Here is a 26,296-nt window from a genome sequence, read left to right as displayed (position 1 = left end):
TTGCAGAAAAAATATACGACGCCGGTTTTAACATTGCTAGTACTTAGCCTTGTTTTGGTTGGGATGAATATGCGGGCACCAATTACAACGTTGCCTTTAATGTTAGGTGAGATTGCCCATAGCTTGTCGGTTCAGCCCGGCCAGTTGGGATTGTTAACAACGATTCCGCTACTAATGTTTGTTTTGGTATCAAATTTTGCAGTCAAGACAATGCAGTGGTTAGGCTTGAAACGAGCGATTACCTTTTCAGTAATTCTGATTTTAATTGGTTCAGGATTGCGTTTAATGACGACAACCGTTGCGATGTATTTAGGAACGGCGTTTATTGGTGTTGGAATTGCGCATTTAAATGTTTTTATGCCTTCCTTTGTGACGGCGTTCTTCCCACAGAAGGTGGGGTTGTATACATCACTCTATACGATGTCAAATATGCTTGGAACTGCCATTTTTAACATCATGACAGCACCAATTGTTGGTCAATTTGGTTGGCATGCGGTGATGTGGATTTTAGTTCTTTTGCCAGCGTTAGCATTATTGGTTTGGTGGATTACGAGTCAATTTGCGCAGCCAGCGATTACAACTGATCAACCGGCTGAAACGAAGAGCAAGGTTAAACTACATGTATGGTCAAACCCACGCGCATGGGCGCTATTAATTGTTTTTGGGTTACAAGCTTTAATTAATTATACATATGTCGCATGGATGCCAAGCTTAATGGCATACCATCATGTTTCGGCGACAACTATCGGCTCACTTATGGCACTCTATTCAATGATTGGCATGTTTGTTTCACTGCTTGTGCCAAGTTTGATTACGCATTTATCAACTAAATGGTTATCAGCATGTGTTATCGGGGTGGGCGTCTTTGGCTTAGTTTCAGCTGGTATGCTGTTTAATCAAAATACAAGTTCAAGTCTGTTTTGGTTGATTTTAGCAGTGTTGATGGGCTTCTTGACTTCATTTTTCTTTTTGATTGGTATGACAATGTTTGCAGACAAAACACAAACACCTCAAGAGACGGCCACGGTTTCTGGGATGGCCCAATCGGGTGGATATTTGATTTCAGCCATGGGACCAACGCTGTATGGGGTTGCCTTTGCTACACATCCCACAGGTAATTTACAAAATATTGTTTATTTAATTTTGGTGGTCATCTTAGTCACTTTGACCTTGATGGTGGTGCGAGTAAAGCGCATTTTTGAAAATTAACGTTTGGTTTAAGACGGGGTAAGTAAAATAATCTCAATAGTGGATTGCAAAAGGAAGGATATATTATGGCACGTAAAATTGGAATTATTGGATTAGGTAGTGTTGGTAGTGCAATTGCGCATGGGATGATCGCACAAGGTTTGGCAGATGATTATGTTTTTATCAATCGAGGCTTGGATAAAGTTGTTGCTAATCAATTAGATTTTGAAGATGCGATGGCTAATCTTGAAACGCACGCGAATATTGTCGTTAATGATTGGGATGCCTTGCATGATGCTGATGTGGTGATTTCAACATTGGGCAATATGGCTTTGCAACAAAATAATCCCACCGGTGATCGCTTTGCTGAATTGAAGTTCACAAGTTCAATGGTGCAATCAGTCGGAGAAAATATTAAAGCGAGTGGCTTTAATGGTGTCTTAATTGTTATTTCTAATCCAGTCGATGTCATCACGACAATGTTTAAAGATGTTACAGGCTTGCCAGCTAACCAAGTGATTGGTACAGGAGCGCTATTGGATACAGCTCGAATGAAGCGAATTATTGGTGAACAACTAAATATTGATCCACGCTCAGTAGCTGGTTATACTTTGGGTGAACATGGAAATACTCAATTTGTAGCCTGGTCGACAGTACGTGCGCTTGGGCAACCAATGCTTAAATTAGCAGAGACGCGCCAACTTGATTTAGCGCAAATTGAAGCAGATACCAAGAAGGGTGGCTATGCCATCGTTAACGGTAAAGGCTTTACAAGTTATGGGGTTGCCACTGCAGCCATCCGGATTGCCAAGGCAGTTATTTCTGATGCTCGAGAAGAATTAGTTGTGTCAAATTTGCGACCAGAAAATGAAGTATATCTATCTTATCCGGCCATTATTGGTAAGACTGGGGTTGTTGAGCAATGCCAATTGGATTTAACTGCAGCAGAAGTTGAAAAATTACAAGCATCGCACGATTACATTGTTGATCAATATGAGCAATTACAAGCAACGCTTGATTAAGGGGAAAAGGTTGTGAATCATTCGTGATTGACAACCTTTTTTATCGCATAAGAAGTGAAGGAGTAGTTATGAAATTTCTACATACCGCCGACTGGCATATTGGTAAAGAACTGGGAGCGTATTCTTTATTAGAACAGCAACAAACCGCTTTTGAGCAGATGTTGACGATTGCACAAGACGAACAGGTTGATGCCGTTTTGTTAGCTGGTGATTTATATGATCGCAGTATTCCACCGGTTGCAGCGGTTGAAGCTCTAGAACAAATGCTACGCCGAATGAACTTAGAAGCGAACTTACCAATTTTTGCTGTGTCAGGAAATCATGATGGACCGACCCGGTTAGGAGCAGGCAAGGAATGGCGTGAAGAAAATCAATTGTACATGAAGACAACATTAGCGGAGGCTTTTGAGCCAGTTGTCTTTGGGGATGTACAAGTGTTCATGCTACCATTCATTGATCCGCTGGAAGCTCGGGTTTACTATCAAATTGATAACGAGTCGAACGAGTTAAGAACAATTAATGACGTTATGGCTCGCGTGATTCCTGATATGGAGGCACAATTCCTACCAGATAAACGACACATTTTGGTCACGCATTATTATGTGAGTGGCACTCAAAATGCTGATTATGACTTAACAAGTGAAACAACTTCAAAGGTGGGTGGCCTTAAAAGTATTGACGTTAATCAATTTAATGGATTTGACTACGTGGCTTTGGGACATTTGCATTTGCGCGAAGCAAGTCCTAGTACGACCGTCCAATATGCTGGTTCACCAATTAAATTTAATACCAAAGAGGCGCAAAGCCAAAAAGGTGTTTACATTGTTGATGTAACTGAAACTGGTGTGACATCAAAGTGGGTGCCGTTAGTGCCTAAGAAAGATTTGATTTTGTTGGAAGGTACTTTCGAAGAATTAACCGATCCTACTTTTTATCAAAATTATGAGCGGATGGGAGCGAATCTCTTTAGTATTAAGTTGACTAAACCAGCTCATGTTGCTGATTTACGACGGCAATTAAGCGATATTTATGGCGAAATTGTTGAAATTCAATACCAACAAAACGCGAATACGTTGGCTTTTGATGAACAAAATTTGATTGCTCAAGAAGAAAAGTCTGATCAAGATTTGATTGGAGAATTTTATGAGCAAGTCACACAAACGTCATTAAGTGCTGGTCAAGCCGCGATTATCGATGAAACGCTCACTCGCTTACAGGGTAAGGAGGATTAAAATGCGACCACTGTCATTAACCATGCATTATTTTGGACCGTATGCAAATACGACCATTGATTTTCAAAAATTTGATCAGGGCAGTCTGTTCTTGATTACAGGCGATACAGGTGCCGGAAAGACAACTATGTTTGATGGGATGACTTATGCGCTATATGGGACGACTTCGGGTGACCGTGGCGCAGAAGCGATGCGTAGTGAATTTGCGCCTCAAGATCAAGCAACCAGTGTTAGCTTTTTATTTGAACACAATGGACATTTTTATCAAATTGAACGTAGTCCCAAGCAAACACTACAGGCTAAGCGTAAGACTGAAAAAAATAACGGATTGAAAACGGAAACGGCTAAAGTCTCTTTCAGCGAATTGGCGGATGATTTAAAAACCCCCATCAAGGCGTTAGGTAATCGCCAAAAAGAAGTGAATCAAGCCGTACTTGATTTATTACATCTTACCGATGATCAATTCCGTAAAATTATCTTATTACCGCAAAATCAGTTTCGTGATTTCTTGGCGGCTGGTAGCGATGATAAATTAACTATTTTGCGCAGCCTCTATGGTAGTGAAATTTTTCAAGCCTTCGTGGATGATTTGAAAGAACAAAGTAAACAGGCTCGTATTGCGACAGATAAGTTAGTTGCAGAACGACAGCGAATCTTTGATGATTACCTTGATGCAGATGCTTTAACTGGATTAGGTTACGCTGAGCAATTCACACAATTGCAGGATTTAGCGACTAAACAAGACCAATACGTCGAAACATTAACAAAACAAGTTCAGGTTGCTAAAGCAGATTGGCAAAAAGCACAAGATGCCTTAAACCAGGGCAAGATTCTAGAAAATGATTTTGCACGTCAAAAAAGTTTAATGGCACAACAATCTGAACTGTTGGCTCAAGCAAATCAGATTGATCAACAGCGCGAAGCTTTAGCACAGTTAGACTGGATTGCCGATCAGCAGCCTTTGGTGCAACAAATTGAGACGTTGGAAGAGCAATTACAACAAGTGACGCAACAGTTGCAAACGAGTTTAACGAAGGAGAGGCAACTACAGGCTGAGTTAGAACACACTGAAGACAAATTGACCGATTTAACACAACAACAGGGGCAAATTGATGCAAAAAAGGCGTCTATTAAAAAGATTCAACAAACTTTGATGCCTCAAGCGCAGCGTCAGGCAGAATTAAAGCAACAACAAGCAAAATTAAACCAACGCCAAGTAGCATTAACGCAAGCTACGGAAGCCGCCGAAAAAGAGCATGTAGAACTGCAGGAAAAAGAGGCCCATGCTAAAGCTCGTTTGGAAGAGTTGAAAGATGTGAATACGCGCTTAACGGCCTTACAAGATTTACGGGCGCCACTTGAAAGCTTGCTCAGCCAACAAAAACAGTTGGAACAGTTAAAGCAAAAGCAGGAAGAACAAAAGCTTGCTTTAGACCAATTGAATGAGCAAGTTCAAGGAGCTAAGCAAGTTGTAGTAGACGCTGAAGCTGAGAATACTGCGAAAAAAGATTTACGAAAAGTAGCCTTGATTGCGCAGTTACAAGCGGATTTGGAACCAGGTGAAGCTTGTCCAGTCTGTGGGATGCCCTATGAGCCGAATGAACATGCTAAGCAAGAAAAAGATGTGAGCCAGCATACTGAAGCGGAACTAAAAGCGGCCATGGCTGATGTGGAAGCAGCTCAAAATCAATTGATGGAGGCCCAACAAGCATTAACGGCCTTACAAACAAAGCAGGCCCAACTACAGGCAGATGTAAACGAGCGCACACAAAATCAAAATGAAGCCACGCAAGTTTTAGCTGAGGCGCAACAGGACTTCCAAAAGCAAGCCAAGGCAGCCGGTTTTGATTTTATGGATGTTGCGCAATTTGAAGGCACATATGCAACTTTAAAAAAGGATTTAGAGCAAGCGTTAGCTGAACGTGAGACGATTACGCAACAAGCAGAAGCGACGCAACAAGCGTTAATGGAGATTGCACAGCAAACAGCTGAACGTGCCGAAGCGCAGCGTGGCCTTACGCAACAATTGAAGGATTTGGCAGCTGAGCAAGGGCAATTGCCGGATGAGTTAAAATCAGTGACTGATTACCAACAGCAATTAGATGAGTTGGAACAATTCGTTGAAGTTTATGAACATGATTTGGCTGAATTAAAGCAAATTCAGGCTAGTGTTACAGGTCAATTGAAGAGTTTAACAGAACAAATCACGCGTCAAGAAGAGCAACAACAGGAAGCACGTCAGACTCAAGTTGTGCAGCATGAAGCGTTGCTAGCACAATTAGCTTCGCAAACAGAAGTAGCACCAGTACAATTTGCGCAGGGGATGCAGCAAATTGTCCAAGCTGATCCACGAACGGCCTGGCGAACGACTATTCAAACTTATGAAAGTGATGTGCGACATGTTAAAAGTGAGTTGGCTAGCTTAGCTGAAAAAATTGGAGGACAGACGGCACCAGATATGGTGGCGATGCAAACGGCCACTGAACAAGCTGAAGCGCAATATAGTGAACAGCAGGCTCAGTTGCAAAAAGCGCAACTAACCGCTGATCAATTGCAAAAAGCATCTGCGCAGGTCCAAACATTGACGCAAACGATTGAACAAAAGGTGACAACGCAGCAAGACCTATTGGCTCTAACCGCGGCAGTGGACGGAGATAATCCCGATAAATTGAAATTAGAACCTTATATTCTACGTAATTTCTTGAAGACAGTGTTGGAATATGCCAATGCCCATTACATTCAACAGTTCTCAGGAAATCGTTATGCTTTTGCTTTGAGTGAAAACAAGTCTGGACGTGCCAACCAAAATGGCTTGGATATTGATGTTATTGATCAAGAGACGCAAAATCGGCGGAGCACTGATACCCTGTCGGGTGGTGAGTCATTCATTGCTGCATTATCAATTGCTTTATCGATGGCGGAAGTGGTTCAGTTACGGGCCGGTGGGGCTCAAATTGATGCCTTGTTTATTGATGAAGGGTTTGGTTCATTAGATGGTCAGACACTTGAACAAGCGATGACCGCGTTGGGAAATGTTGAAAATACTGGACGTCTCGTGGGAGTGATTTCACACGTTGAATCAATGAAAGCCCAAATTCCACAACAAATTCAAGTTAAAAAGCTTGGAAATGGGCAAAGTGAGATTCACTACCAATTGGCTTAAAGCCCTGGCTTTTCGGCTTAAAGACGCGTATAATAGTTTAACAACATTTTTTAAAAGGTGATGAAGATGTCAACAAAAGGAACGATTAAATCGAACGATTTTGCACAGGGAGCGGCTAGTAAAGGACAGGTCTCGGCTGAGCAAAAAAAAGCTAAGCGGGCGGCTTTACTAGAACAGGCCAAGCAAAAGGCACAAAATAAAGCAGACAAGTAACCACGATTATTGGAGGTAGGCAGATGGCAAGCTATGCAGAGCGGATGCTCGATGAATTAGAACTTGGACAGACCGAGGCGGCCAAAAAGTCATATGCATTATCATTACGGCATGACGATGATGATACAATTTATTCTTTAGCGGAAGAGTTGTATGGACTTGGTTTTATTAACCAAGCTAAGCGGGCATATAAAAAATTATTGGACAAGTATCCAGATGCCGATGAATTGCGGACAGCATTGGCTGATATTGCGGTGGATGAAGATGATGCCGAAACAGCTGTGAATTATCTTGCTGAAATTAAGCCTGATTCAGATGCCTATTTGCAAGCCTTATTGGTGATGGCTGATTTATATCAGTCAGAAGGCATCTATGAAGCTGCGGAAGGTAAGTTGAAAGAAGCTTATGAATTAGCGCCAACTGAACCCGTTATTTTATTTGCCCTTGGTGAATATTATTTTGCCATTGCTGATTATCGCCAAGCGATTCCTTATTACCGGACGCTTTTGGAACAAGGGGAACGTTTCTTCTCTGGCTTAGATATTGCGTCACGGATTGGGGTCGCTTATGCCCTAGTTGGCGATGTCGATCGTGCCCTCGGTTATTTGGAACAAATTGATGCTTCGAATATGACCTCTGATGTACGTTTCCAATTAGCGATGCTGTATGCGACAGATGAAGAGACACGTGATAAAGCGATTGATGGCTTTGAGGAATTGAAGAAACTTGATCCTGATTATGCGACGTTGTATGAGCCACTAGGTGAGTTATATGAAACTGAGCATAAGGATGAGCAGGCTTTGGAAACTTACCAAGCCGGCTTAGCAATTGATCAATATAATCCAAAAATGTACGAACGAGCTGCAATTGTCAGCGAACGCTTAGGCGAGAGCCAAGAAGCCCAAAGCTTCTTTAAAGAAGGGTTGGAGCATAACCCTGAAGATACAACCTTAACTTTGGATTATTCAGATTGGTTGACCCAACACGAGCAATATGAAGAGAATATCAATCTGATTAATGATTATTTTGAAGATGAAGAAGCTGACATGGATCCAGCTTTCTACCGCAATTTAGCGCAAAGTTATGCTGCAATTGAAGACTTTGAAATGGCGGATCGTTACTATCAAGCTGCTTTGCCATTCTTTGAAACTGACGCTACCTTCCTAAAGGAAGCTTACTACTTCTTTAGAGAAGCTGGTGAACGAAACTTCGCCAAAGAGACGCTATCATTATATTTGAAGCTTGTTCCTGATGATTATGAAATGTTAGATGAACAAGAACAATTAGCGTTACAAGATAATGATGATGATTTATATTAATGAAAAGCTGGTTTATACCAGCTTTTTTATTTTATGTGTAGGGCTATGTTAGAATGAACATATTAATTGGAAAGAACGAGAATGAATTATGGATGCATTGCACTTATCAGATCGCTTAGCTGCTGTGGCAGCATACGTTCCTGACGGAGCTCGGTTGGCTGATATTGGTTCTGATCATGCCTACCTACCTGCGAATTTATTATTAAACCAACGGATTAACTTCGCAATTGCTGGTGAAGTTGCCAAAGGACCTTTACAGAATGCTGAAGAGGAAATTGCCCGGCATCATCTAACAGATGTTTTGAAACCACGGCTAGCAGATGGTTTGGCGGCCGTGATGCCTGAGGACGATATCGATACCGTGGTGATTGCCGGGATGGGTGGCCGTTTAATTACTAATATTTTGGAAGCGGGGCACCAACATGGTGAACATTATGCGCATTTGATTTTACAAGCCAACACTGACGTTGCAGCTGTTCGGTCGTGGTTGATGAAGCATCATTATCGCATCACTGCTGAACGAATGATTTTAGATGATGGTCATTATTATGAAATCGTTGTGGCTGAACCAGGTATGGCTGAATATAGTGATCAAGCCTTACAATTTGGGCCATTAAATATTGCAGAGCAAGCGTCTGTTTGGCGTGAATATTGGCAACGAGAACAGCAACGGTTACAGTCGATTATGCAGCAGCTTGCTGACCAAAATCAGCAACAGTCTGCTGCTTACGCTAATTATGCGCAACAAGTAGCCCAAATTCAGGAGGTATTAACACATGCGAGCGAGTGAGTTGATGGCGACTATTGAAGATTATGCGCCTAAGTCAATCGGCTGGGAGAAAGATCGGATTGGGTTGCAGTTAGGTGATTCAAATCAAGAGATTCATCGGGTTATGACCACTCTCGATGTGCGCCCCGAGGTGGTTGATGAAGCGATTGAACGGGGAGCAGATTTTATTTTTGCACATCATCCCATGATGTTTCATGCCGCTAAAACCCTTGATTTAAGTGATCCGCAAAACGCCATGTATGCTAAATTATTGAATCATCAGATTGTTGTGTATGCCGCCCATACAAATTTGGATGCGGCAAAACCTGGTATGAATGATTGGTTAGCGGAAGATTTAGGAATTGTTGATGATATAGAGCCATTATTGCCAAATGCCGATGGTGTGACTGGAATTGGACGGATCGGTGCATTAGCTGAGACGACGACCGTAGCAGAGTTTGCTAAGAAGGTTCGCGATGTTTTCAATGTTAAGACAGTCCGGATTATTGCGCGTGATTTACAGCGCCCAATTAAGCGGGTGGCCGTCCTTGGTGGGGATGGTGGCGACGATTATTTAACGGCGCAAGCGAAGGGGGCCGATGCTTTTGTGACGGCAGATGTTTACTATCACACAGGGCATGATATTTTGGCCCATGATATGGTTGTGATTGATCCAGATCATCATATGGAAGCAAATGCTAAATCTAGGATGGTCACATTGGTTGAAAAGTGGCAAAATAAGTATAACTGGCAACTAGAAGCAGTATTTGCGAGTCAAACAAATACTGATCCTTATACGTATCTATAGGAAAGAGGTAGTTTCATGACTGAATTAACAGACATTGCAGCGGTTTATCCTAATTTAATTGATCGCTTTGTGCGCTACGCTAAAGTAAACACACGTTCAAATGAGGATTCACAAACAGTTCCATCAGATTCAAAGGAAGTCGCTTTTTTGGCTGACTTAGCTGATGAACTTAAGGAATTTGGCTTGCAAAATATCCGGACGATGTCCGATGGTTACCTATTTGCTGATTTACCAGCAAATGTTGATGGAGATATTCCTTCAATTGGCTTTATTTCTCACGTGGATACGGCTGATTTTAATTCAGAACATGTTAACCCACAATTTGTCGAAGACTATGATGGTAAGTCACCAATTAAGTTGAATGATGAATTTACCCTTGATCCAGCTGCTTTCCCATCTTTGAAAAAGTATGCTGGACATACTTTGATTACAACTGATGGAACGACTCTGTTAGGTTCAGATGATAAATCAGGTGTTGCTGAATTAGTGACAATGGCTGAATATTTGACAAGTCATCCAGATGTTAAGCATGGGGACTTACACTTTGCCTTTGGTCCTGATGAAGAAATTGGTATTGGTGCTGATCATTTTCATGTTGAAGAATTTGGTGCTGATTTCGCGTATACGATGGATGGTGGTCCATTAGGTGAACTAGAGTGGGAGACTTTCTCTGCTGCTTCAGCTGATATCAAGATTCAAGGTTTGAATGTTCATCCTGGTGATGCTAAGGATACGATGATTAATGCGCTTCAATTAGCGATTGATATCCACAATCAATTACCAGAACATGATCGTCCTGAGCACACTGAGGGACGTGAAGGTTTCTTCCATCTTTTGAAGTTGGAAGGTACACCAGATGCAGCGTCAATGTCATATATTATTCGTGATCACGATCGCGCTAAGTTTGAAGAAAAGAAGGCTTTGTTGCAAAAGATTGTGGATGATATGAATGCCAAACTTGACCAGCCTCGTGTGCAACTTGATATGAACGACCAATACTATAATATGGGTGAAATCTTGAAGGATAACATGCAACCCGTTCATTTGGCTGAGCAAGCGATGACGGATTTGGAGATTGAACCAATTATTGAACCGGTTCGTGGTGGGACGGATGGGTCAAAGATTACTTTCTTAGGCCTACCAACACCAAATATCTTTGCTGGTGCTGAAAATATGCATGGACGCTTTGAGTATGTTTCAACGCGGGTGATGAAGCAAGCTGTTGATACAATGCTCAAAATTAATGAATTGAATGTTAACGATGCGACTGAAATTTAGAAATAACTAAGAGGGGACGTCTAGGGACGTTCCTTTTTTGCTGAGTACTGAAAATTCGGAGCAATCCGAAAATTGGGAGGCTAAGAAAGCCCTTAAGCAAATAAATCTTGTGATTTTTAACGTTTTTTTGTTTTTTAAATTGTAACTAGCGCCATATATCTATATAATTGGAATAAAGCATTTCAGTATGTCCGCGTTTTATTTAGTGTTGAACTAAGCGAAGTGGGCAATGGAATGTATCATTTTAATTTAATTTGCACATCAAAGGAGTTTAAGCATGTCTAAAACATTAGCGATTAATGCTGGGTCATCATCATTGAAGTTCCAACTATTGGAAATGCCTGCAGAAGAGGTTATTGCCAAGGGTCAAGTCGAACGGATTGGTTTGGATGATGGAATTTTCACTCTCAAGTTTAACGGTGAAAAAACTGAAATTACCAAGGATTTCCCAGATCATCGGGCAGCCATTGAAGAGATGCTAACCCAATTTAAGGAAAAGCAAGTCATTAACGACCTATCAGAAATTACTGGTGTGGGACACCGTGTTGTTGCTGGTGGAGAATGGTTTAACAAGTCAGTTGTTGTTGACGACGAGGTTCTAGATAAGATTAAGCGTCTATCTGCTTATGCACCTTTGCACAACCCAGCTAACGCTGCTGGAATTGAAATTTTCCGTGAGTTGTTGCCAAATGCTATTTCAGTTGCGGTCTTTGACACAGCTTTCCATCAAACAATGCCACGTGAGAACTACTTGTACTCACTACCATATGAATACTACACCAAGTATGGTGCACGTAAGTATGGTGCCCACGGAACTTCACACCGTTATGTTTCAGAACGCACTGCTGAAATTTTGGACAAGCCACTAGAAGACCTTAAGTTGATTACGCTACACTTGGGTGCTGGTGCCTCAATCACGGCCATTAAGGATGGTAAGTCATTTGATACGTCAATGGGCTTCACACCATTGGCTGGTGTGACGATGGCTACTCGTTCAGGTGATGTTGACCCTTCATTGGTTTACTACATCCAAGAACGTGAAGGATTGTCAAACGAAGAGATGCTTTATGTTTTGAATAACAAATCTGGTTTGCTTGGTATCTCAACTATTGCATCTGATATGCGTGATTTGGAAGATGTTATGGACACAAATGATCATGCTAAGTTGGCGGTTGATATGTTTGTTGACAGTGTCATGCGTTATATTGGTCAATACATCGTTGAATTAGGTGGGGTTGATGCCATTACATTCACGGCTGGTATTGGTGAAAATTCAGATATCGTTCGTCGCATGGTTGGTGAGCGTTTGAACTTTATGGGTATCAAGGTTGACCCAGAAGCTAACCAAGTTCGTGGTAAGGAACGCATTATTTCAACGGATGATTCAACTGCTAAGGTTTTGGTTGTGCCAACTAATGAAGAGCTTGAAATTGCCCGTGACGTTGAACGCTTGAAGAACGAGCAATAAGCGTTAAAATACTTTTCGGATGTGCTTTTAACTTCGTTTATGGTTGAACTGCCATAATATGGTTAGTCATAAAGGAGGATCTAGATGAGTCTATTGCTATTAATTATGCTGACCGTTTTCGGTGTACTATACGTACGTCGACGGGCCCGCCGAATGTTTGCTAACTTTAGTAAGCAGATGGATCCTTACCGGGAGGCTTTTGATAAAGCTGCGGGTCGCCAAACAACGGCTAACAGTAGTAAGCAAGTCTTTGATGGTCAATTCGAAGAAGTGCATACAACTAAAAAGTAACTAATAAATAAGAACAGTCATGCTAATGTTTAGCGTGGCTGTTTTTTTGTAGTAGTGAAGTAAATAGGTGCACTGCCAAATATTAAAAAAAGAACAATGATGCTGGTAATACGTTTTACGTTGCTAGTTTCCGAAGATTGTGTTAAAAAGCACTAGCGATTTTCATTAATTTGCGCTATATTGTTAGCTAGTGGAAAGATAAGATTTTAGAAATGAGGCTGTTTATGGAGAAGCTATTAGTCGCAAATCGTGGCGAGATTGCCATTAGAATTATTCGTGCTGCCAAGGAACTTGGCCTAAAGACAGTTGCTATTTATGCTGATCAGGACAAGCACAGTGCTCACCGTTTTGCTGCTGATGAAGCTTATCAAATCGGTGGAGCTGGGATGGCGATTGAAGCTTATTTAGATATCGATGGCATCGTCGCTTTAGCCCAAGCCCATGACGTTGATGCTGTGCATCCAGGATATGGCTTCCTTTCTGAAAATGCTGATTTTGCAAGCGCCTTGGATCGGGCGGGCATTAAATTTATTGGGCCAACGGCCGAACATTTGGCTATCTTTGGCGACAAAATTAAAGCTAAGCAAGCTGCGGAAGCTGCGAATGTTGCAGATGTTCCCGGAACCTCCGAGCCAGTAGAGACAGTTGAGGAAGCTTTGGCCATTGGTGAGCAATTCGGCTATCCATTATTTGTTAAATCGGCTGCTGGTGGTGGTGGTCGCGGGATGCGCGTTGTTAATCATGCGGAAGAACTTAAAGATGCCTTTGAACGGGCAGCCTCAGAAGCAAAGGCATCATTTGGGAAAAGTGATGTTTATTTAGAAAAGTATTTGGAACACCCCAAGCACGTGGAAGTTCAAATTTTGGCTGATGAACACGGACACGTGATGCATTTGTTAGAACGTGATTCATCGATTCAACGGCGGCATCAAAAGATTATTGAATTTGCACCAGCTGTTTCAGTATCAACTAAATTGCGTGAACAATTGCAACAAGCAGCAGTCCGCCTAATGGAAAGTGTACATTATCAAAGTGCAGCCACAGTCGAGTTTTTGGTTGCAGGCGATGAATTTTATTTCATTGAAGTTAATCCACGGGTTCAAGTTGAACACACTGTGACAGAAGCCGTGACAGATGTAGATATTGTAAAGAGCCAAATTCTGATTGCAATGGGTTATGCTTTGGATGATTCAGTATTGAACTTGCCCGAGCAGTCACAAATTAAAGCCAATGGTGTCGCAATTCAAGCTCGAATTACGACCGAAGATCCTAAGCAAGACTTTATGCCTGATTCAGGAACGATTCGTAGTTATCAACAACCGGCAGGGCCTGGTATCCGCATTGATGCGGGAACGGTTTATCCTGGGGCAGTGGTGACTCCCTATTTTGATTCACTTCTATTAAAGATTATTGCTAGTGCGAGTGATTTTGAAGCGGCGGCAGCTCGGATGCGACGTGCTTTAGATGAATTAGAAATTACTGGTGTCAAAACAAATACAGCCTTCTTGCAGGCTGTTTTCTCTGATGAACGTTTCTTAAAGTTACAAGCTTCAACGACGTTCATTGACGAACATCTTCCAGAATTAACCCAGGCAGATAATGTTAATGATAATCAAAAATTGTTGGACTATTTGGCTGAGATTACGGTAAATGGGTTCCCAGGTCTTGATCAACAAGCGACTCGCCCACAAGTGGTAGCTCAAAAACCAACTATTGAAACGATGCCATCTGGTGAAACGATGCCATCTGGGATTGTGACAGCAAAAGATGTTCTCGAGGCAAAAGGTCCTGAAGCAGTCAGTCAATGGGTCTTAGACCAAAAAGAAGTGTTATTGAGCGATACAACGATGCGTGATGCTCATCAATCTCGTTTTGCGACCCGCATGCGAACGAAAGATATGACTGACGTGGCGCGCGAGACGCAAGCAATTTTGCCAGAATTATTCTCCAACGAGATGTGGGGTGGGGCAACATTTGATACAGCTTATCGTTTCTTAGATGAAGACCCCTGGGAACGTCTCCGTGCTTTGCGTGAAAAAATGCCACGTACCTTGCTTCAAATGCTTTTCCGTGGTTCAAATGCGGTGGGCTATGCCAATTATCCCGACAATGTGATTCGTGAATTTATTCATCTAGCCGCGAAAAATGGGATGGACGTATTTCGTATTTTTGATAGTTTGAATTGGTTGCCTCAAATGGAACAATCAATCCAAGCGGTTCGTGATGAAAATAAAATTGCGGAAGTTACCATGGCTTATACTGGGGATGTATTGGACCCAGCTCAAACGAAATATACTTTGCAATATTATCGTGATTTTGCTAAAGAAATCGAAGCAGCTGGGGCCCATATTTTAGCGATTAAAGATATGTCAGGCTTGCTCAAGCCTGAAGCGGCATATCGATTAATTGACACGTTGAAGTCGACAATTGATATTCCAATTCATTTGCATACACATGATACCACTGGCGTTGGTGTTGCAACTTATACGCAAGCCGTGAAGGCTGGGGTAGATATTATTGATGTTGCTGCATCAGCGATGTCAGGAAGTACCTCGCAACCATCACTTTCATCGACGTATTATGCTTTGAGTGGTAGTGAGCGGCAACCTGAATTAGATATGGCCGGTGTTGAGCAACTTAACCATTATTGGCAGGGTGTTTCGACGTATTATGATGCCTTTGATAATGGGATGCGAACACCACAAACAGACATCTTTGAAGTTGAAATGCCTGGTGGTCAGTATTCTAACTTGCAACAACAGGCGCAATCAATGCAGTTGGGTGATCGTTGGGATGATATTAAAAAGATGTATGCTCAAGTTAACCAAATGTTTGGCGATATTATTAAAGTCACGCCATCTTCAAAGGTGGTTGGTGATATGACACTGTTCATGGTTCAAAATAACTTGACCCCAGAAGAGGTTTACGAACAAGGTGATCAAATTGATTTCCCACAGTCAGTGATTGATTTCTTTGCTGGTAAGCTCGGACAACCCGTTGGCGGTTTCCCTGAGAAGTTACAAAGAATTGTCCTTAAAGGGCAACAACCATTAACGACACGACCAGGTGCCTTAGCGGAACCCCTTGATTTGTCACAGGTAAAGGCAGAGTTAGCTGAAGAATTGGGCTATGAACCAACCCCTGAACAAGTGATTTCAAAGGCCTTATATCCTGAAGTTTATAGTGATTATCTAGCTAAGCAAGCTCAATATGGTCCGGTGACGAAGCTTGATACCCCAAGCTTTTTCTACGGATTACCATTGAATGAAGAGATTGAAGTGACGCTAGCACCTGGGCGAACGATGACGGTGGAGTTGGTTGGTATGCAACCAAACTTGCAAACCCAAGAAATGGACTTAACGGTCATGCTTGATGGTCGGCCAACAACCATTTCTGTGATGCAACAAGGCTTAAAGCAAAACGAACCAGCTACTAAGATGAGACGAAAGGCTGATCCAAAGCAGACTGGTGAAATTGCGGCGATGATGGCAGGTGAAGTAGTTTCAGTTGAAGTATCAGTTGGCGATGTTGTAAAAAAGGGTGATACTTTAGCGATTACTGAAGCGATGAAGATGGAAACAACGCTACAAGCACCAATTGATGGAACCATTACAGAAGTATGCGTACAAGCCGGTGATGGGATTCAAACTGGTGATTTATTGATGATTTTAGAAGCGTAAACGTAAAAAGCATGCTAAGGTAGCATGCTTTTTTTATTGATTTTACTGATTTAAAATATGATAAACTATAAACATTCAGATTTATCGAGGTGAAATATGCAACAGCAATGGTGGCAACATAAATTATTTTTTGGGTTAGGCTTAGTTGGCGCGTTAACTTATGTACTTGAAAGTATCTTGGGCGTCTTATTATGGCCGGCCTATCAACCCATGGCGTATCCACTAGCCATTTTGACAGCGCAAGGTGCGCCTTACCGGGGTGGCTTTTTGGTTGCACAAGTTTTGGCGGGGCTCTTAATCGTAATTGCTTTGCTGGCCGTTTATTCGTATCACCGTTTTCAAAGTGAACGCATGATGACCCGATGGAGTGGTGCCATGTTACTGGCCTGGGTGACATGGTTATTAGTGGTCAATTTTTGGCCTAATGCTAAAATGGCGGCCTATGTTTTGCCAACCGGAATGACAGTAAAAGATGGCGTGCTTGGCATTTTGATTATTGTACTTGCTGGGACTATCTTGGGTTATGCCAATGAAGTGACAAAATTGACCTGGTGGTCGTTGCGCAATGTTTTGACAGTCATGGCTTTGCTTTTTGTGTTATTTAATTTTTTGGAATTTGGCATGCAAATGATCAATTGGCCATTTCGTGGATTTTTTGACATATTAGCTTTAGATGCGATTGCTTTAGGCTTTGGTTTCTTAAGTTGGTATTTCATGCGACAGGCAATTTAATTTTATCAAAGGGTTTGAAAATTTTAATTGAGCTAAATAGGAGCATAAAACATGTTAAAAGAACTTTTTGCGGGTAAAAGTGTATCGTATTATCAAGTTGACGATTTGAAGCCAGACGAAGTTAAGTCGCTTCACATCTCTGAAAGCGCCTTGCGCGATGTTAGTGATGAAAATGAAGCGGCCCGTTGGCACTTTTCTGAAGAAAATCAAGAATTGGTGATGTTCGTGGATGCGGTTGTTGCTGATCATGATGTGCCATCAGAAGGCGCTTATCACACTGAAGCAGTACCGTTTATTGTCCAATTCAATGAGCATCGGGTGCTAATGTTTGCGCGTGAATCATTAGAGGGGCTAGTTAAAGATATCACTGATATGTTAGGTAAACTAGACGAGCAAGCTACGCCAACTGAGGCGCTCTTGGAATCATTATTAGTGATTTATCAAGATTATGAAAAAGTTCTTGGTAAATTAGATAATCTACGACGTCATTTCCAAAAGCGCTTCTATAAGAAAACGCATGGCTTTTCTGGTGATTTAGATAGCATTGCCACCGTTAAAAATGCACTCCTATACATTGATGCTTCGCTTGAAGATAATGAAGGGGTTATCAAGGATTGGACGGCGCATTTTAAGGAAGTTAAGTGGACCCATAATCTAGAACAATTGAAGAGTCGGTTAAAGATTGAATTAGAGCAAGCAGATAAAATGTCTGATATCATTACGTCAGTGATTAATAATATTTCTGATTCATATTCTGCTCGTAATGATCGTAATTTGAATTGGGTTATGCAAATTTTGACCGTGTATTCGGTTGTTTTGACGATTCCAACCATCGTAACTGGTTTTTACGGACAAAACGTTAAATATTTGCCATTGTCGATGAGTCATTATAGCTGGTTAATTACGATTATCATTACAGTTATCTTGATGATTATTGCTACGATTTGGTTCTGGCGTCATGGATATTTTGATAAATAAGAGAAATTTTGACGAAAGCCTTGAATTTTTCCTTAAGATTCTGTATAGTTATCTTTTGTAATTTACTAGCTATTGTAACGGCGCAAGCTTGGGGTTTGGCCCATGCAGCCAGACCTGTCGTTCAATCGGTAGGTGAGAGGCATCTCACAAAATACATTTAAAGGAGTTATGTTAATGCGCATTAACATTTTATTAGAGTCAGCAGAGTCTGGCGAACGTATGTATCTAACTTCTAAGAATCGCCGTAACACACCTGATCGCTTGGAGCTTAAGAAGTATTCTCCAAAGTTGCGTCGTGTTACTGTGTTCAAGGAGGTTAAGTAATTATGGCTAAGAAGTCAAAGATTGCTAAGGAAAAGAAGATTGAAGCCACAGTTGAGAAGTACGCTGAAAAGCGTGCTGCTTTGAAGGCTGCTGGTGATTACGAAGGTTTGTCAAAGTTGCCTCGTAACGCTTCACCTGTTCGTGCCCACAATCGTGATCGTATCGACGGACGTCCACACGCTTACATGCGTGAATTTGGAATGTCACGTTTGAACTTCCGTCAATTGGCACACAAGGGTCAAATTCCTGGTGTTAAAAAGGCCTCATGGTAATCGGCAGATTACGATAGGTTCAAAAGAGAGCATCCACTTCTGGTGGGTGCTCTTTTTTATACATAATCACATTAAACAGAGGAGGGTCGTGTACATGCGTTTTATTTTAAAGAATCCCTGGTGGACCATTTTAATTGCGATTGTTTTTGAAAGTGGTTGGGTTGTGGGAATAAAATATGCCCATACACCAATCGAATGGATTTTAACGATTGCATCGTTGGTAACGTCATTTGGGTTGTACCTATTGGCTAGTCGGCATTTACCAGTTGGTACGACGTATGCTGTGTTTGTTGGCTTAGGGTCAGCCGCGACAGTATTAATTGGATGGTTAGTTTTTGGTGACGGATTGACGGTAACTCAGTTAATCTTTTTGCTCATCTTACTGGTCGGCGTGATCGGTTTGAAGCTAGTTGAGGAGGATCAAGACTAATGGCATGGTTCGTATTATTTTTAGCAGGCTTAATGGAAGTTAGTGGTGTGGTAACCTTAAATGAGTATAATCGAAAGAAACGACCTTATTTAATTATATTTATGGCCGTCTTTATGATGTTAAGTGTGAGTTTGCTTGGATTTGCCTTACGTTCTATTCCGATGGGAACAGGTTATGCGATTTGGACTGGCATCGGTGCAGCCGGTGGAACGATTGTTGGCATGTTGTTCTATCATGAATCACATGATTGGAAACGCATTTTATTTATTAGTATGATTGTGATTGGCGCCGTTGGTTTGAAATTCACAACTGGGGCATAGCCAATATGATGACAATAAAGTAGTAATAAAAAAGTGACCTAATTAGGTCGCTTTTTTATTTTGGAATTAGCAGATCCCCCTAGCACGTGCAAGCTAGGAAAGACAAATTATGTTAGAATACTAGCAAGGGTTTTAATTAAAAGAAGTGAGGAGGACCCTAACGCAGTAGTTTTAGTGCTACTGGGGGCTGGTTAAACTTAGCATGCGAAAACGGGATGAGAATAAATTAATAGCATTGGAACAAGCTGCGCTAGATTTAGTTCAAGAAAATGGACTTAGTCAGCTCAGTATTAATAAATTAGCCAAAAGAGCTGGCGTTTCTGTCGCAACGGCCTATATTTACTTTGAAAATAAATCAGATTTATTAGGCCATTTGTATCAATCAATGCAAAATACACTGATTGAACAAATTGAAGCGCCAGATGCCAGCTTACCAATCACGCAGCAATTTGCCCAAGTGATGCAGGCATATGCTCATAATTTTGATCAAAACCCAAAAGCATTAAATTTTATGGCTGCTTTAGCAGCTAACCCAGAGTATTTGCCTGAAGATTTACAGACAAATACGACTTTACTGGGGCCAGCGATGTTAACTGTAATCAAACGAGCTTATCAGGCTGATCAATTGGTCACGCATAATGTTGATTTAATTGTGGCCCAGGCCTTACAACCATTACAATGGTTGTATCAGGTGCGAGCACAACACCAAGTTCCGGTGACAGCAGCTGAGCTTGATCAATTGATTGGTATGGCAACTCGGGCGATTTTTAAAGTGTAATCACACAGGAGGTTATTATGACAGCATATGATTATGATGTAGTATACATTGGAAGTGGACATGGTACGTTTGATGGTGCCATTCCTTTAGCCGCAAAGGGTAAGCACGTTGCTGTTATTGAAGCTGATACAGTTGGTGGTACATGCCCTAATTGGGGATGTAATGCAAAAATCTTGCTCGACCAAGCTGTTGCTTTGCAACACACTTTGCGCGCCTCAGATGGGATTGTGAGCGGGGATGGTCGCATTGATTGGGCCAAAAACCATGATCACAAACAAGCAGCAATTGATGGCATTCCAAACATGCTTAAGGGCAACATGGAATCTGTTGGGATTAAGATGTATTTTGGAAGTGGTCGCTTGACTGATGCACATACAGTACAAGTAGGTGACGAGACGCTTACTGCTGAAAATATCGTGATTTCAACTGGTTTGCGTCCTCGTAAGCTTGATGTGACTGGTTCAGAATTGACGCATGATTCAAAGGAGTTTATGGCGTTAACTGAAATGCCAAAGAATTTGGTGGTCATTGGTGGTGGCTATATTGGGGTTGAATTTGCAACGATGGCCAATGCAGCTGATGCCAATGTAACTTTGGTTTTGCACGGTGACAAAGCTTTGCGCGGTTTCCATCAACCATATGTTGAACAAGTTTTGTCAGATCTTGAAGACCGTGGTGTTAAGATTATGCGCAACCAAACCGTTGCTAGCTTAACTGAGAACGGTTCACAAATTGATGTGGCTTTGACTGATGGTACAATCACAACTGATTGGGTGCTTGATGCTACTGGTCGTCAAGCTAATGTCGAAAACCTTGGCCTTGATGAATTAGGCATTGCATATAGTGACAAGGGAATTAAGGTCAATGAGTATCTTCAAACGGCTGTGCCTAGTGTTTATGCTTCTGGTGATGTAATTGATAAGACACAACCAAAGTTGACACCAACCGCTCAGTTTGAATCAACGTATTTGATGCACCGTTTTGCTGGTGAATCAGACGCTGCAATTGACTATCCTGCAATCGCAACGAATGTCTTCACCACACCACGGATTGCTCAAGCAGGTGTAACGGTGGCTGAAGCCAAAGCGGCCCCTGAACAATACACAGTGCAAGAAAATGATCAAAATGGTAACTGGTACCGTGCGGTTGATTATGAACAAGATGCTAAGTTGACTTTGATTTTTAATCAACAACATCAATTGGTTGGTGCAACTGAAATTTCTGAACGAGCTGAAGATAGTATCAATGCTTTGTTGCCAGCCATTGAATTTGGTTACACACCAGAACAATTAGAGCGCTTAGTTTATATTTTCCCAAGTATTGGTTTTGACGTTTACGGTCAATTGTAATTTAATGCAAAAATCGACAAAGATCACGAGCAATTTTGCTGGTGGTCTTTTTTTATAGGGTGATGGTGACGAAATACGGCAAATGAGGTGAATTGTGATACACTTACACTATGTATGAATAAATTCATAATATAATTTTACTTAGGATGGAATGGGTACATGCAGGCAAATATATCTTCCCTTTTTATGCGGTTACAGCAAGTACCGTTAGTCCGTTTAGTACAAAGTACGTTACAAAAATTATTTCCGTTCGCGCTGTTTGGTAGCGTGATTGCAGCTTTCCGTAAGACAGTTTTGGATGACGAAGGGTTCATTAATAATGTTTTTAATGTGCCGGCTTGGTTCCCGTATTACCATGCCGTTAATGCATATGCCCAGACACTGACGCAATTAACCTTAGGTATTTTGGCAATTTTAAGTGCCTATTATATGGCAATGTTAACTGCTAAGAAGCCCTATCACTATGAGGCTGGTATCACAGCGGCACTCGCTTTTATTGTGTTGTTGAACCCACATCGCAATCCGCGACTAGCATTACCAAGTTTTAGTGGGATGACGCCATTTGGTATACATGGTTTACTATTGGGGCTTCTATTTGGTTATCTGATTGGCTGGTTCTGGAATTGGTTAGCTAAACGGCAGAAGCGACATATGCATCAAGAGAAAGTTACCAGCGCAACGAGTGGTGTGATCCTTGTTTTGGGGGCGGCTTTTTTGATTAACGTTTCGTTATCCGTTGTGGCTAAGCAATTCAATATCTCTACTTCAAGCTTTAGTGTCTCGGGATTAGCTAGCCAAGGGTCATTCTTGATGACTTTGCTAGGTAGTATTGGAACGAGCATGTTGCGTTGGTTTGGATTAACTGGTTTCTTTGATTTTGATAGTAGCTTCACTAGTGGCGCGGCAAATTCAAACTTGATGTATGCCTTAGAGCATCATTCACCTTGGCATGTGCCATATCCATTTACAGAAGAAACTTTGTACGATAGTTTTGGAATATATGCCGGTGTTGGTGGTGGACTGGCTTTAATTGTGGCTTTATGGTTGTTTACACGGGATAAGCGGACGCTACAAATTTCAGCGCTTGCGAGTGGACCGGCTTTTTTTGGTAGTAGTGAAGCGCTATTAATTGGCCTACCCGTGTTGTTGAATCCACTTTATTTGATTCCATTTGTCTTGGCACCAGCCGTTAACGTTATCATTGCTGCAGGCTTAGTGGCTTTGAAGGTGATTCCCCCGGCCATTTACCCGGTACCAATTGGAACACCTGGACCGTTGATTGGTTTTATTGGTTCAGGGGGCAACATTGCCACATTTGTGTTCGGGTTTGGATTGTTTGTATTGGATGTCTTAATCTACATGCCATTTGTTAAATTAGATAATAAAATGAAAGCTACCAGGACAAGTGAGTCATAATTATGATAGGAATGAAACGAAAATTAAAATGGATTGGAATTTTCTTGTGCGTGTTATTGATATTAAGTTTGATTCCGGCTTATTGGTGGACTCAAGCGAATGTTAAGAACATGGATCGCTTTTATAATTCCAAATTGTCACCAGTTATCTGTATTCCAGGTAGTTCGGCAACTGAGAATCGTTTTGACGGTATGGTTGCCAAAATTAATGAAAGATCTGAAACGAAACACAGTCTGATTAAAGTTAAAGTTTGGAATGACGGGCATATCTCATTACGTGGAAAAAAGCTGAAAAATGATAATGAACCTTTCATTGTCGTTGGGTTTGAAAATAATCATGATGGATATGGTAATATCAAAAAGCAGGCCAATATGTTTAATGATGCCTTTTCGATGTTACAAGATAAATATCGGTTTAATAATTATAAAGGAATTGGTCATTCGAATGGTGGCTTGGTTTATACTGCCTTCTTAGAAAACGATGCCTCTAATTATCCGGAAGTTAAAATGAAACGGTTATTGACGATTGGTACGCCGTACAATTTCGAAGAGAGTAATATCAAACACCGAACACAAATGCTTTCTGATTTCATCAAAAAGCGTAAATATTTGTCAAAGGACTTAGATGTTTATACGTTAGCAGGAAATGAAACCTATACATCCGATGGCATTGTGCCGGATGCTTCAGTGCGTGCTGGTAAATATATTTTCCAAAATCAAACCAAAAGTTATACTGAGGTGACGCTAACGGGAAATGATACGCAACATTCTAATTTGCCGCAAAATAATGAGGTGCTTCAAATTATTATGGCACGTATTTTGGACCATTCAGGTGGACCAATGCCTGATGATCCGGCATCAGATAGTGCTTCAAATGTTAAACCAATTGAAAGTGAATAATAATTATTTTAATAAAAAAGCGCCTTTCGGCGCTTTTTTATTGTTTTTATATTATTTATGGGATGACGACGCAATAAAATATTCAAAGGCCGTGAAAAAAATTATAAATAGTATGACGGAGTTAAAATTAGATAACAGGGGCTGGTGGCCAATCAAGTTCATGACGAATTGAATTATAGATGCCGCAACTGTATTGGCGATAGCAAAGCGGATTACCGTACGTAATTTGGTTTTCTACATAACAAACTCCTTTAACATAAATAAAATAAGCATTTTATTTTAGTACAACTATTCTAAACTGGCGAAAACACTGATCGATATTTATTCCTTCATGAGAAATTTTATCACAATTATCAGTGATGCTTGTTTAAATGTAGGGTGGCTGACAAAGCAAAGTTTAATGAATATGGTAGGATATTGCTTTAAAATATCGACAAAATGATCAGTTAAATTGTGGTATCATTGCAGATATGTGGTTCGTAACCATCCCACATTCAAAAAAAACTAGGAGATATGTTAATTATGGAGAAACGTCAGAGTCGAGTTTACGACTTAACGATGATGGCCGTTGTAGCGGCCTTATATGTTGTACTCACATTATTGATTGCACCATTTGCTTATGGCAGCATTCAATTACGAATTTCAGAAGGATTGAACCATTTAGCTGTTTTTAATAAACGCTATATCGTGGCAATTTCGATTGGTGTCTTTATTGCTAATACGCAATCTTCCTTAGGGGTCATTGATATGGTCTTTGGAACTTTAGGGACGGTGGTCATGTTGAGTTTGAGTTATTACTTAACGCGCCATGTGCAATCAGTCATCAAGCGCTTAGCGATTAGTACTGTGGTTGATACCCTCATGATGTGGGCGGTGGCTTTGGAGCTACATATTTTTGCTTCAGCCCCATTCTGGATTACGTTTGGTACAGTCGCATTAGGTGAATTTATTACGCTCGTTTTGGGAGCAATTGTCGTCTATTTTATTAACAAGAGGGTTGATCTATCAGCATAATGATTGAACAAGATTATCAAAATAAAACAGTTTTAATTACGGGAGCTGCCTCGGGAATTGGCGCTGCGCAGATGGAAACATATTTATCTGCCGGTGCTGATGTCATTGCTATTGATCGTGTTGCGATTAATGAACGGCCACATTTAAAAAGTTTTCAACTTGATTTAGCACAGCCAGATGCGTTGAAAAGTTGGTTAAATGATCAAAAAACTTTATTAGCTCAAGTAGAGATTTTTCTAAGTACCGCTGGTATTTTAGATGCCTTTCAACCAGCTTTAGCCGAGAGCGAGACTTTATTTAAAGAAGTGATGCAAGTCAACGCCTTGGCACCAATTCAAATTACGATGGCCTTATTACCTGACTTACTTAAAAAAGATGATCCGCAAATTGTGTATATGGCTTCCATTGCTGGCCTAATTGCTGGTGGTGGCGGTGCGGCCTATACGACCTCAAAGCATGCCTTAGTCGGTTGGATGCGTCAGTTGGCCTTAGATTATGCCAAGGCGGGGTTACATGTGAATGCAATTGCACCCGGAGCAATTGATACACCAATGAATGCGGCCGATTTTGCCGGTGATGGAGCAATGGCTAAATCAGTAGCAGCTGATACTCCAGTGCAACGTTGGGCGCAACCACAAGAGGTGGCAGATTTAACATTATATTTAACTAGTCCGCAAGCGAGTTATATGCAAGGGCAAGTTATAACCCTTGATGGTGGTTGGACAATTAAATAAATAAAAAGCAGTTGCCTTCAAATTAAGGCAGCTGCTTTTATTTTAAATCTTGGTTAAATCAGGTAAGTCAACGAAATAGCTGACAATATCAGTGACATCAACATAGTTGTCAGCCCGCTTGTAAAGTAGGAGTCGCCAATCACTCACATGATTATTGTTACGTTCATCAATAAATTGGTTTAACGTACCATCATGATTGAGCAAAAGATAAGCAGCGAATTCATCGATGACATGATGCAAGTCAGTGGTAATCCGTTCAATTTCATGATGATCAGCTGGGTTGAAGAGAGCGATGCTAAGTGGTCCTAATTCTGGGCGTGTATTGGCAAAATACCATTGCATGGCCAATAAATCGTTAATGGTTAAACCAATATTCATTAGGTAATCGACACTTAAGCGGAAATGAATGGGCTCAACTAATTCGGCCTGAGTTTGCTCAACATGATATTGATCAGCATAGTATTCAGCCAGTTTTTGCCATTCAGCAATGTTAGGTTGTTGGCTCTCATTTTCAAAAGCATGTAGTTGGTCAATGCTTAGCCCAGTTGCGTCGGCCACAGTTTGGCTTGAGAGTTTAAACAATTCACGTAAAGTTGCTAAGTTATTCATGATTAAATCC

25 protein-coding genes and 1 riboswitch are annotated in these 26,296 nt (G+C 41.2%); of the genes, 24 read left to right on the top strand and 1 reads right to left on the bottom strand.

Translation table 11 applies throughout. The features are described from left to right. The 24 genes from JOC36_RS02985 (at position 1) to JOC36_RS02870 (ending at position 25,677) form a co-directional block, all read left to right on the top strand. Positions 1-1,209, top strand: coding sequence for an MFS transporter (locus JOC36_RS02985; RefSeq protein WP_239517517.1), 1,209 nt, complete (start codon positions 1-3; stop codon positions 1,207-1,209). Between the two features lie 65 nt (positions 1,210-1,274). Continuing rightward, a complete protein-coding gene (locus JOC36_RS02980; protein WP_205145024.1) occupies positions 1,275-2,210 on the top strand; it encodes an L-lactate dehydrogenase in 936 nt (311 codons plus the stop codon). Positions 2,211-2,278: 68 nt separating this feature from the next. Next, a complete protein-coding gene (locus JOC36_RS02975) occupies positions 2,279-3,442 on the top strand; it encodes an exonuclease SbcCD subunit D (protein WP_205145023.1) in 1,164 nt (387 codons plus the stop codon). A gap of 1 nt (position 3,443) precedes the next feature. Further along, entirely contained in the window at positions 3,444-6,605 is a 3,162-nt protein-coding gene (locus JOC36_RS02970; RefSeq protein WP_205145022.1) for an AAA family ATPase, read from the top strand. A gap of 66 nt (positions 6,606-6,671) precedes the next feature. Beyond that, positions 6,672-6,818, top strand: a complete 147-nt coding sequence (locus JOC36_RS02965) for a hypothetical protein (RefSeq protein ID WP_205145021.1) — start codon at positions 6,672-6,674, stop codon at positions 6,816-6,818. Between the two features lie 23 nt (positions 6,819-6,841). After that, the gene (locus tag JOC36_RS02960; protein ID WP_205145020.1) at positions 6,842-8,137 is read left to right on the top strand and encodes a tetratricopeptide repeat protein; all 1,296 of its coding nucleotides are present in this window, start codon (positions 6,842-6,844) and stop codon (positions 8,135-8,137) included. A gap of 88 nt (positions 8,138-8,225) precedes the next feature. After that, on the top strand, positions 8,226-8,927 hold the full coding sequence (locus JOC36_RS02955; protein WP_205145019.1) for a tRNA (adenine(22)-N(1))-methyltransferase: 702 nt from the start codon (positions 8,226-8,228) through the stop codon (positions 8,925-8,927). Then, positions 8,914-9,714 (top strand): Nif3-like dinuclear metal center hexameric protein, encoded by an 801-nt coding sequence (locus tag JOC36_RS02950; RefSeq protein ID WP_205145018.1) that lies wholly within the window; start codon positions 8,914-8,916, stop codon positions 9,712-9,714. The genes JOC36_RS02955 and JOC36_RS02950 overlap by 14 nt, the downstream gene beginning before the upstream one ends. 15 nt (positions 9,715-9,729) lie before the next feature. Beyond that, the gene (pepT, locus tag JOC36_RS02945) at positions 9,730-10,992 is read left to right on the top strand and encodes a peptidase T (RefSeq protein ID WP_205145017.1); all 1,263 of its coding nucleotides are present in this window, start codon (positions 9,730-9,732) and stop codon (positions 10,990-10,992) included. A gap of 277 nt (positions 10,993-11,269) precedes the next feature. Further along, the gene (locus JOC36_RS02940; RefSeq protein WP_205145016.1) at positions 11,270-12,460 is read left to right on the top strand and encodes an acetate/propionate family kinase; all 1,191 of its coding nucleotides are present in this window, start codon (positions 11,270-11,272) and stop codon (positions 12,458-12,460) included. Between the two features lie 84 nt (positions 12,461-12,544). After that, the gene (locus JOC36_RS02935; RefSeq protein ID WP_205145015.1) at positions 12,545-12,751 is read left to right on the top strand and encodes a hypothetical protein; all 207 of its coding nucleotides are present in this window, start codon (positions 12,545-12,547) and stop codon (positions 12,749-12,751) included. Positions 12,752-12,975: 224 nt separating this feature from the next. After that, the gene (locus tag JOC36_RS02930; RefSeq protein WP_205145014.1) at positions 12,976-16,431 is read left to right on the top strand and encodes a pyruvate carboxylase; all 3,456 of its coding nucleotides are present in this window, start codon (positions 12,976-12,978) and stop codon (positions 16,429-16,431) included. A gap of 96 nt (positions 16,432-16,527) precedes the next feature. Continuing rightward, positions 16,528-17,163 (top strand): DUF998 domain-containing protein, encoded by a 636-nt coding sequence (locus JOC36_RS02925; protein WP_205145013.1) that lies wholly within the window; start codon positions 16,528-16,530, stop codon positions 17,161-17,163. Between the two features lie 51 nt (positions 17,164-17,214). Next, positions 17,215-18,141, top strand: coding sequence for a magnesium transporter CorA family protein (locus JOC36_RS02920; protein ID WP_205145012.1), 927 nt, complete (start codon positions 17,215-17,217; stop codon positions 18,139-18,141). 174 nt (positions 18,142-18,315) lie between these two features. Next, positions 18,316-18,465 carry a 50S ribosomal protein L33 gene (gene rpmG / locus JOC36_RS02915; RefSeq protein ID WP_205145011.1) on the top strand — a complete coding sequence of 50 codons (150 nt, stop codon included), beginning with the start codon at positions 18,316-18,318 and terminating at the stop codon, positions 18,463-18,465. Between the two features lie 2 nt (positions 18,466-18,467). Next, complete coding sequence (gene rpsN, locus JOC36_RS02910; RefSeq protein ID WP_205145010.1) at positions 18,468-18,737, top strand: 30S ribosomal protein S14; 270 nt, start codon at positions 18,468-18,470, stop codon at positions 18,735-18,737. 94 nt (positions 18,738-18,831) lie between these two features. Continuing rightward, a complete protein-coding gene (locus tag JOC36_RS02905; protein WP_239517516.1) occupies positions 18,832-19,167 on the top strand; it encodes a DMT family transporter in 336 nt (111 codons plus the stop codon). Continuing rightward, the gene (locus JOC36_RS02900; protein ID WP_205145009.1) at positions 19,167-19,487 is read left to right on the top strand and encodes a DMT family transporter; all 321 of its coding nucleotides are present in this window, start codon (positions 19,167-19,169) and stop codon (positions 19,485-19,487) included. The genes JOC36_RS02905 and JOC36_RS02900 overlap by 1 nt, the downstream gene beginning before the upstream one ends. Before the next feature lie 202 nt (positions 19,488-19,689). After that, positions 19,690-20,265, top strand: a complete 576-nt coding sequence (locus JOC36_RS02895; RefSeq protein WP_205145008.1) for a TetR/AcrR family transcriptional regulator — start codon at positions 19,690-19,692, stop codon at positions 20,263-20,265. Between the two features lie 17 nt (positions 20,266-20,282). Further along, positions 20,283-21,614 carry a dihydrolipoyl dehydrogenase family protein gene (locus JOC36_RS02890; RefSeq protein WP_205145007.1) on the top strand — a complete coding sequence of 444 codons (1,332 nt, stop codon included), beginning with the start codon at positions 20,283-20,285 and terminating at the stop codon, positions 21,612-21,614. A 159-nt stretch (positions 21,615-21,773) separates the two neighbouring features. Further along, a complete protein-coding gene (locus JOC36_RS02885) occupies positions 21,774-23,030 on the top strand; it encodes a PTS transporter subunit EIIC (protein ID WP_205145006.1) in 1,257 nt (418 codons plus the stop codon). A 5-nt stretch (positions 23,031-23,035) separates the two neighbouring features. Beyond that, the gene (locus JOC36_RS02880) at positions 23,036-23,929 is read left to right on the top strand and encodes an alpha/beta hydrolase (protein ID WP_420825616.1); all 894 of its coding nucleotides are present in this window, start codon (positions 23,036-23,038) and stop codon (positions 23,927-23,929) included. A 466-nt stretch (positions 23,930-24,395) separates the two neighbouring features. Further along, a riboswitch (PreQ1 riboswitch) is annotated at positions 24,396-24,443 on the top strand. An 8-nt stretch (positions 24,444-24,451) separates the two neighbouring features. Continuing rightward, complete coding sequence (locus JOC36_RS02875; protein WP_205145004.1) at positions 24,452-24,943, top strand: QueT transporter family protein; 492 nt, start codon at positions 24,452-24,454, stop codon at positions 24,941-24,943. After that, a complete protein-coding gene (locus tag JOC36_RS02870; protein WP_205145003.1) occupies positions 24,943-25,677 on the top strand; it encodes a 3-oxoacyl-ACP reductase in 735 nt (244 codons plus the stop codon). The genes JOC36_RS02875 and JOC36_RS02870 overlap by 1 nt, the downstream gene beginning before the upstream one ends. Positions 25,678-25,719: 42 nt before the next feature. Here JOC36_RS02870 and JOC36_RS02865 read toward each other — a convergent pair whose 3' ends face one another. Further along, positions 25,720-26,286 (bottom strand): helix-turn-helix domain-containing protein, encoded by a 567-nt coding sequence (locus JOC36_RS02865; RefSeq protein WP_205145002.1) that lies wholly within the window; start codon positions 26,284-26,286, stop codon positions 25,720-25,722. Positions 26,287-26,296: the final 10 nt, after the last annotated feature.

Origin of the sequence: Weissella uvarum, assembly GCF_016908785.1 — a bacterium.
In the GTDB taxonomy this organism is placed as follows: Bacteria; Bacillota; Bacilli; order Lactobacillales; family Lactobacillaceae; genus Weissella; species Weissella uvarum.
The sequence above is the reverse complement of the archived record's forward strand: the minus strand, read 5'-3'. Positions and strand labels throughout refer to the sequence as shown.

Excerpts from the sequence above, each read along its gene's own strand:
- JOC36_RS02955 (WP_205145019.1), top strand. The coding sequence starts at position 8,226 with ATGGATGCATTGCACTTATCAGATCGCTTAGCTGCTGTGGCAGCATAC.
- JOC36_RS02905 (WP_239517516.1), top strand. The coding sequence starts at position 18,832 with ATGCGTTTTATTTTAAAGAATCCCTGGTGGACCATTTTAATTGCGATT.
- JOC36_RS02895 (WP_205145008.1), top strand. The coding sequence starts at position 19,690 with ATGCGAAAACGGGATGAGAATAAATTAATAGCATTGGAACAAGCTGCG.
- rpsN (WP_205145010.1), top strand. The coding sequence starts at position 18,468 with ATGGCTAAGAAGTCAAAGATTGCTAAGGAAAAGAAGATTGAAGCCACA.
- JOC36_RS02980 (WP_205145024.1), top strand. The coding sequence starts at position 1,275 with ATGGCACGTAAAATTGGAATTATTGGATTAGGTAGTGTTGGTAGTGCA.
- JOC36_RS02890 (WP_205145007.1), top strand. The coding sequence starts at position 20,283 with ATGACAGCATATGATTATGATGTAGTATACATTGGAAGTGGACATGGT.
- JOC36_RS02870 (WP_205145003.1), top strand. The coding sequence starts at position 24,943 with ATGATTGAACAAGATTATCAAAATAAAACAGTTTTAATTACGGGAGCT.
- JOC36_RS02940 (WP_205145016.1), top strand. The coding sequence starts at position 11,270 with ATGTCTAAAACATTAGCGATTAATGCTGGGTCATCATCATTGAAGTTC.
- JOC36_RS02935 (WP_205145015.1), top strand. The coding sequence starts at position 12,545 with ATGAGTCTATTGCTATTAATTATGCTGACCGTTTTCGGTGTACTATAC.
- pepT (WP_205145017.1), top strand. The coding sequence starts at position 9,730 with ATGACTGAATTAACAGACATTGCAGCGGTTTATCCTAATTTAATTGAT.
- JOC36_RS02960 (WP_205145020.1), top strand. The coding sequence starts at position 6,842 with ATGGCAAGCTATGCAGAGCGGATGCTCGATGAATTAGAACTTGGACAG.
- JOC36_RS02965 (WP_205145021.1), top strand. The coding sequence starts at position 6,672 with ATGTCAACAAAAGGAACGATTAAATCGAACGATTTTGCACAGGGAGCG.
- JOC36_RS02950 (WP_205145018.1), top strand. The coding sequence starts at position 8,914 with ATGCGAGCGAGTGAGTTGATGGCGACTATTGAAGATTATGCGCCTAAG.
- JOC36_RS02885 (WP_205145006.1), top strand. The coding sequence starts at position 21,774 with ATGCAGGCAAATATATCTTCCCTTTTTATGCGGTTACAGCAAGTACCG.
- JOC36_RS02975 (WP_205145023.1), top strand. The coding sequence starts at position 2,279 with ATGAAATTTCTACATACCGCCGACTGGCATATTGGTAAAGAACTGGGA.
- JOC36_RS02930 (WP_205145014.1), top strand. The coding sequence starts at position 12,976 with ATGGAGAAGCTATTAGTCGCAAATCGTGGCGAGATTGCCATTAGAATT.
- JOC36_RS02925 (WP_205145013.1), top strand. The coding sequence starts at position 16,528 with ATGCAACAGCAATGGTGGCAACATAAATTATTTTTTGGGTTAGGCTTA.
- JOC36_RS02970 (WP_205145022.1), top strand. The coding sequence starts at position 3,444 with ATGCGACCACTGTCATTAACCATGCATTATTTTGGACCGTATGCAAAT.
- JOC36_RS02865 (WP_205145002.1), bottom strand. The coding sequence starts at position 26,286 with ATGAATAACTTAGCAACTTTACGTGAATTGTTTAAACTCTCAAGCCAA.
- JOC36_RS02920 (WP_205145012.1), top strand. The coding sequence starts at position 17,215 with ATGTTAAAAGAACTTTTTGCGGGTAAAAGTGTATCGTATTATCAAGTT.
- JOC36_RS02900 (WP_205145009.1), top strand. The coding sequence starts at position 19,167 with ATGGCATGGTTCGTATTATTTTTAGCAGGCTTAATGGAAGTTAGTGGT.
- JOC36_RS02875 (WP_205145004.1), top strand. The coding sequence starts at position 24,452 with ATGGAGAAACGTCAGAGTCGAGTTTACGACTTAACGATGATGGCCGTT.
- rpmG (WP_205145011.1), top strand. The coding sequence starts at position 18,316 with ATGCGCATTAACATTTTATTAGAGTCAGCAGAGTCTGGCGAACGTATG.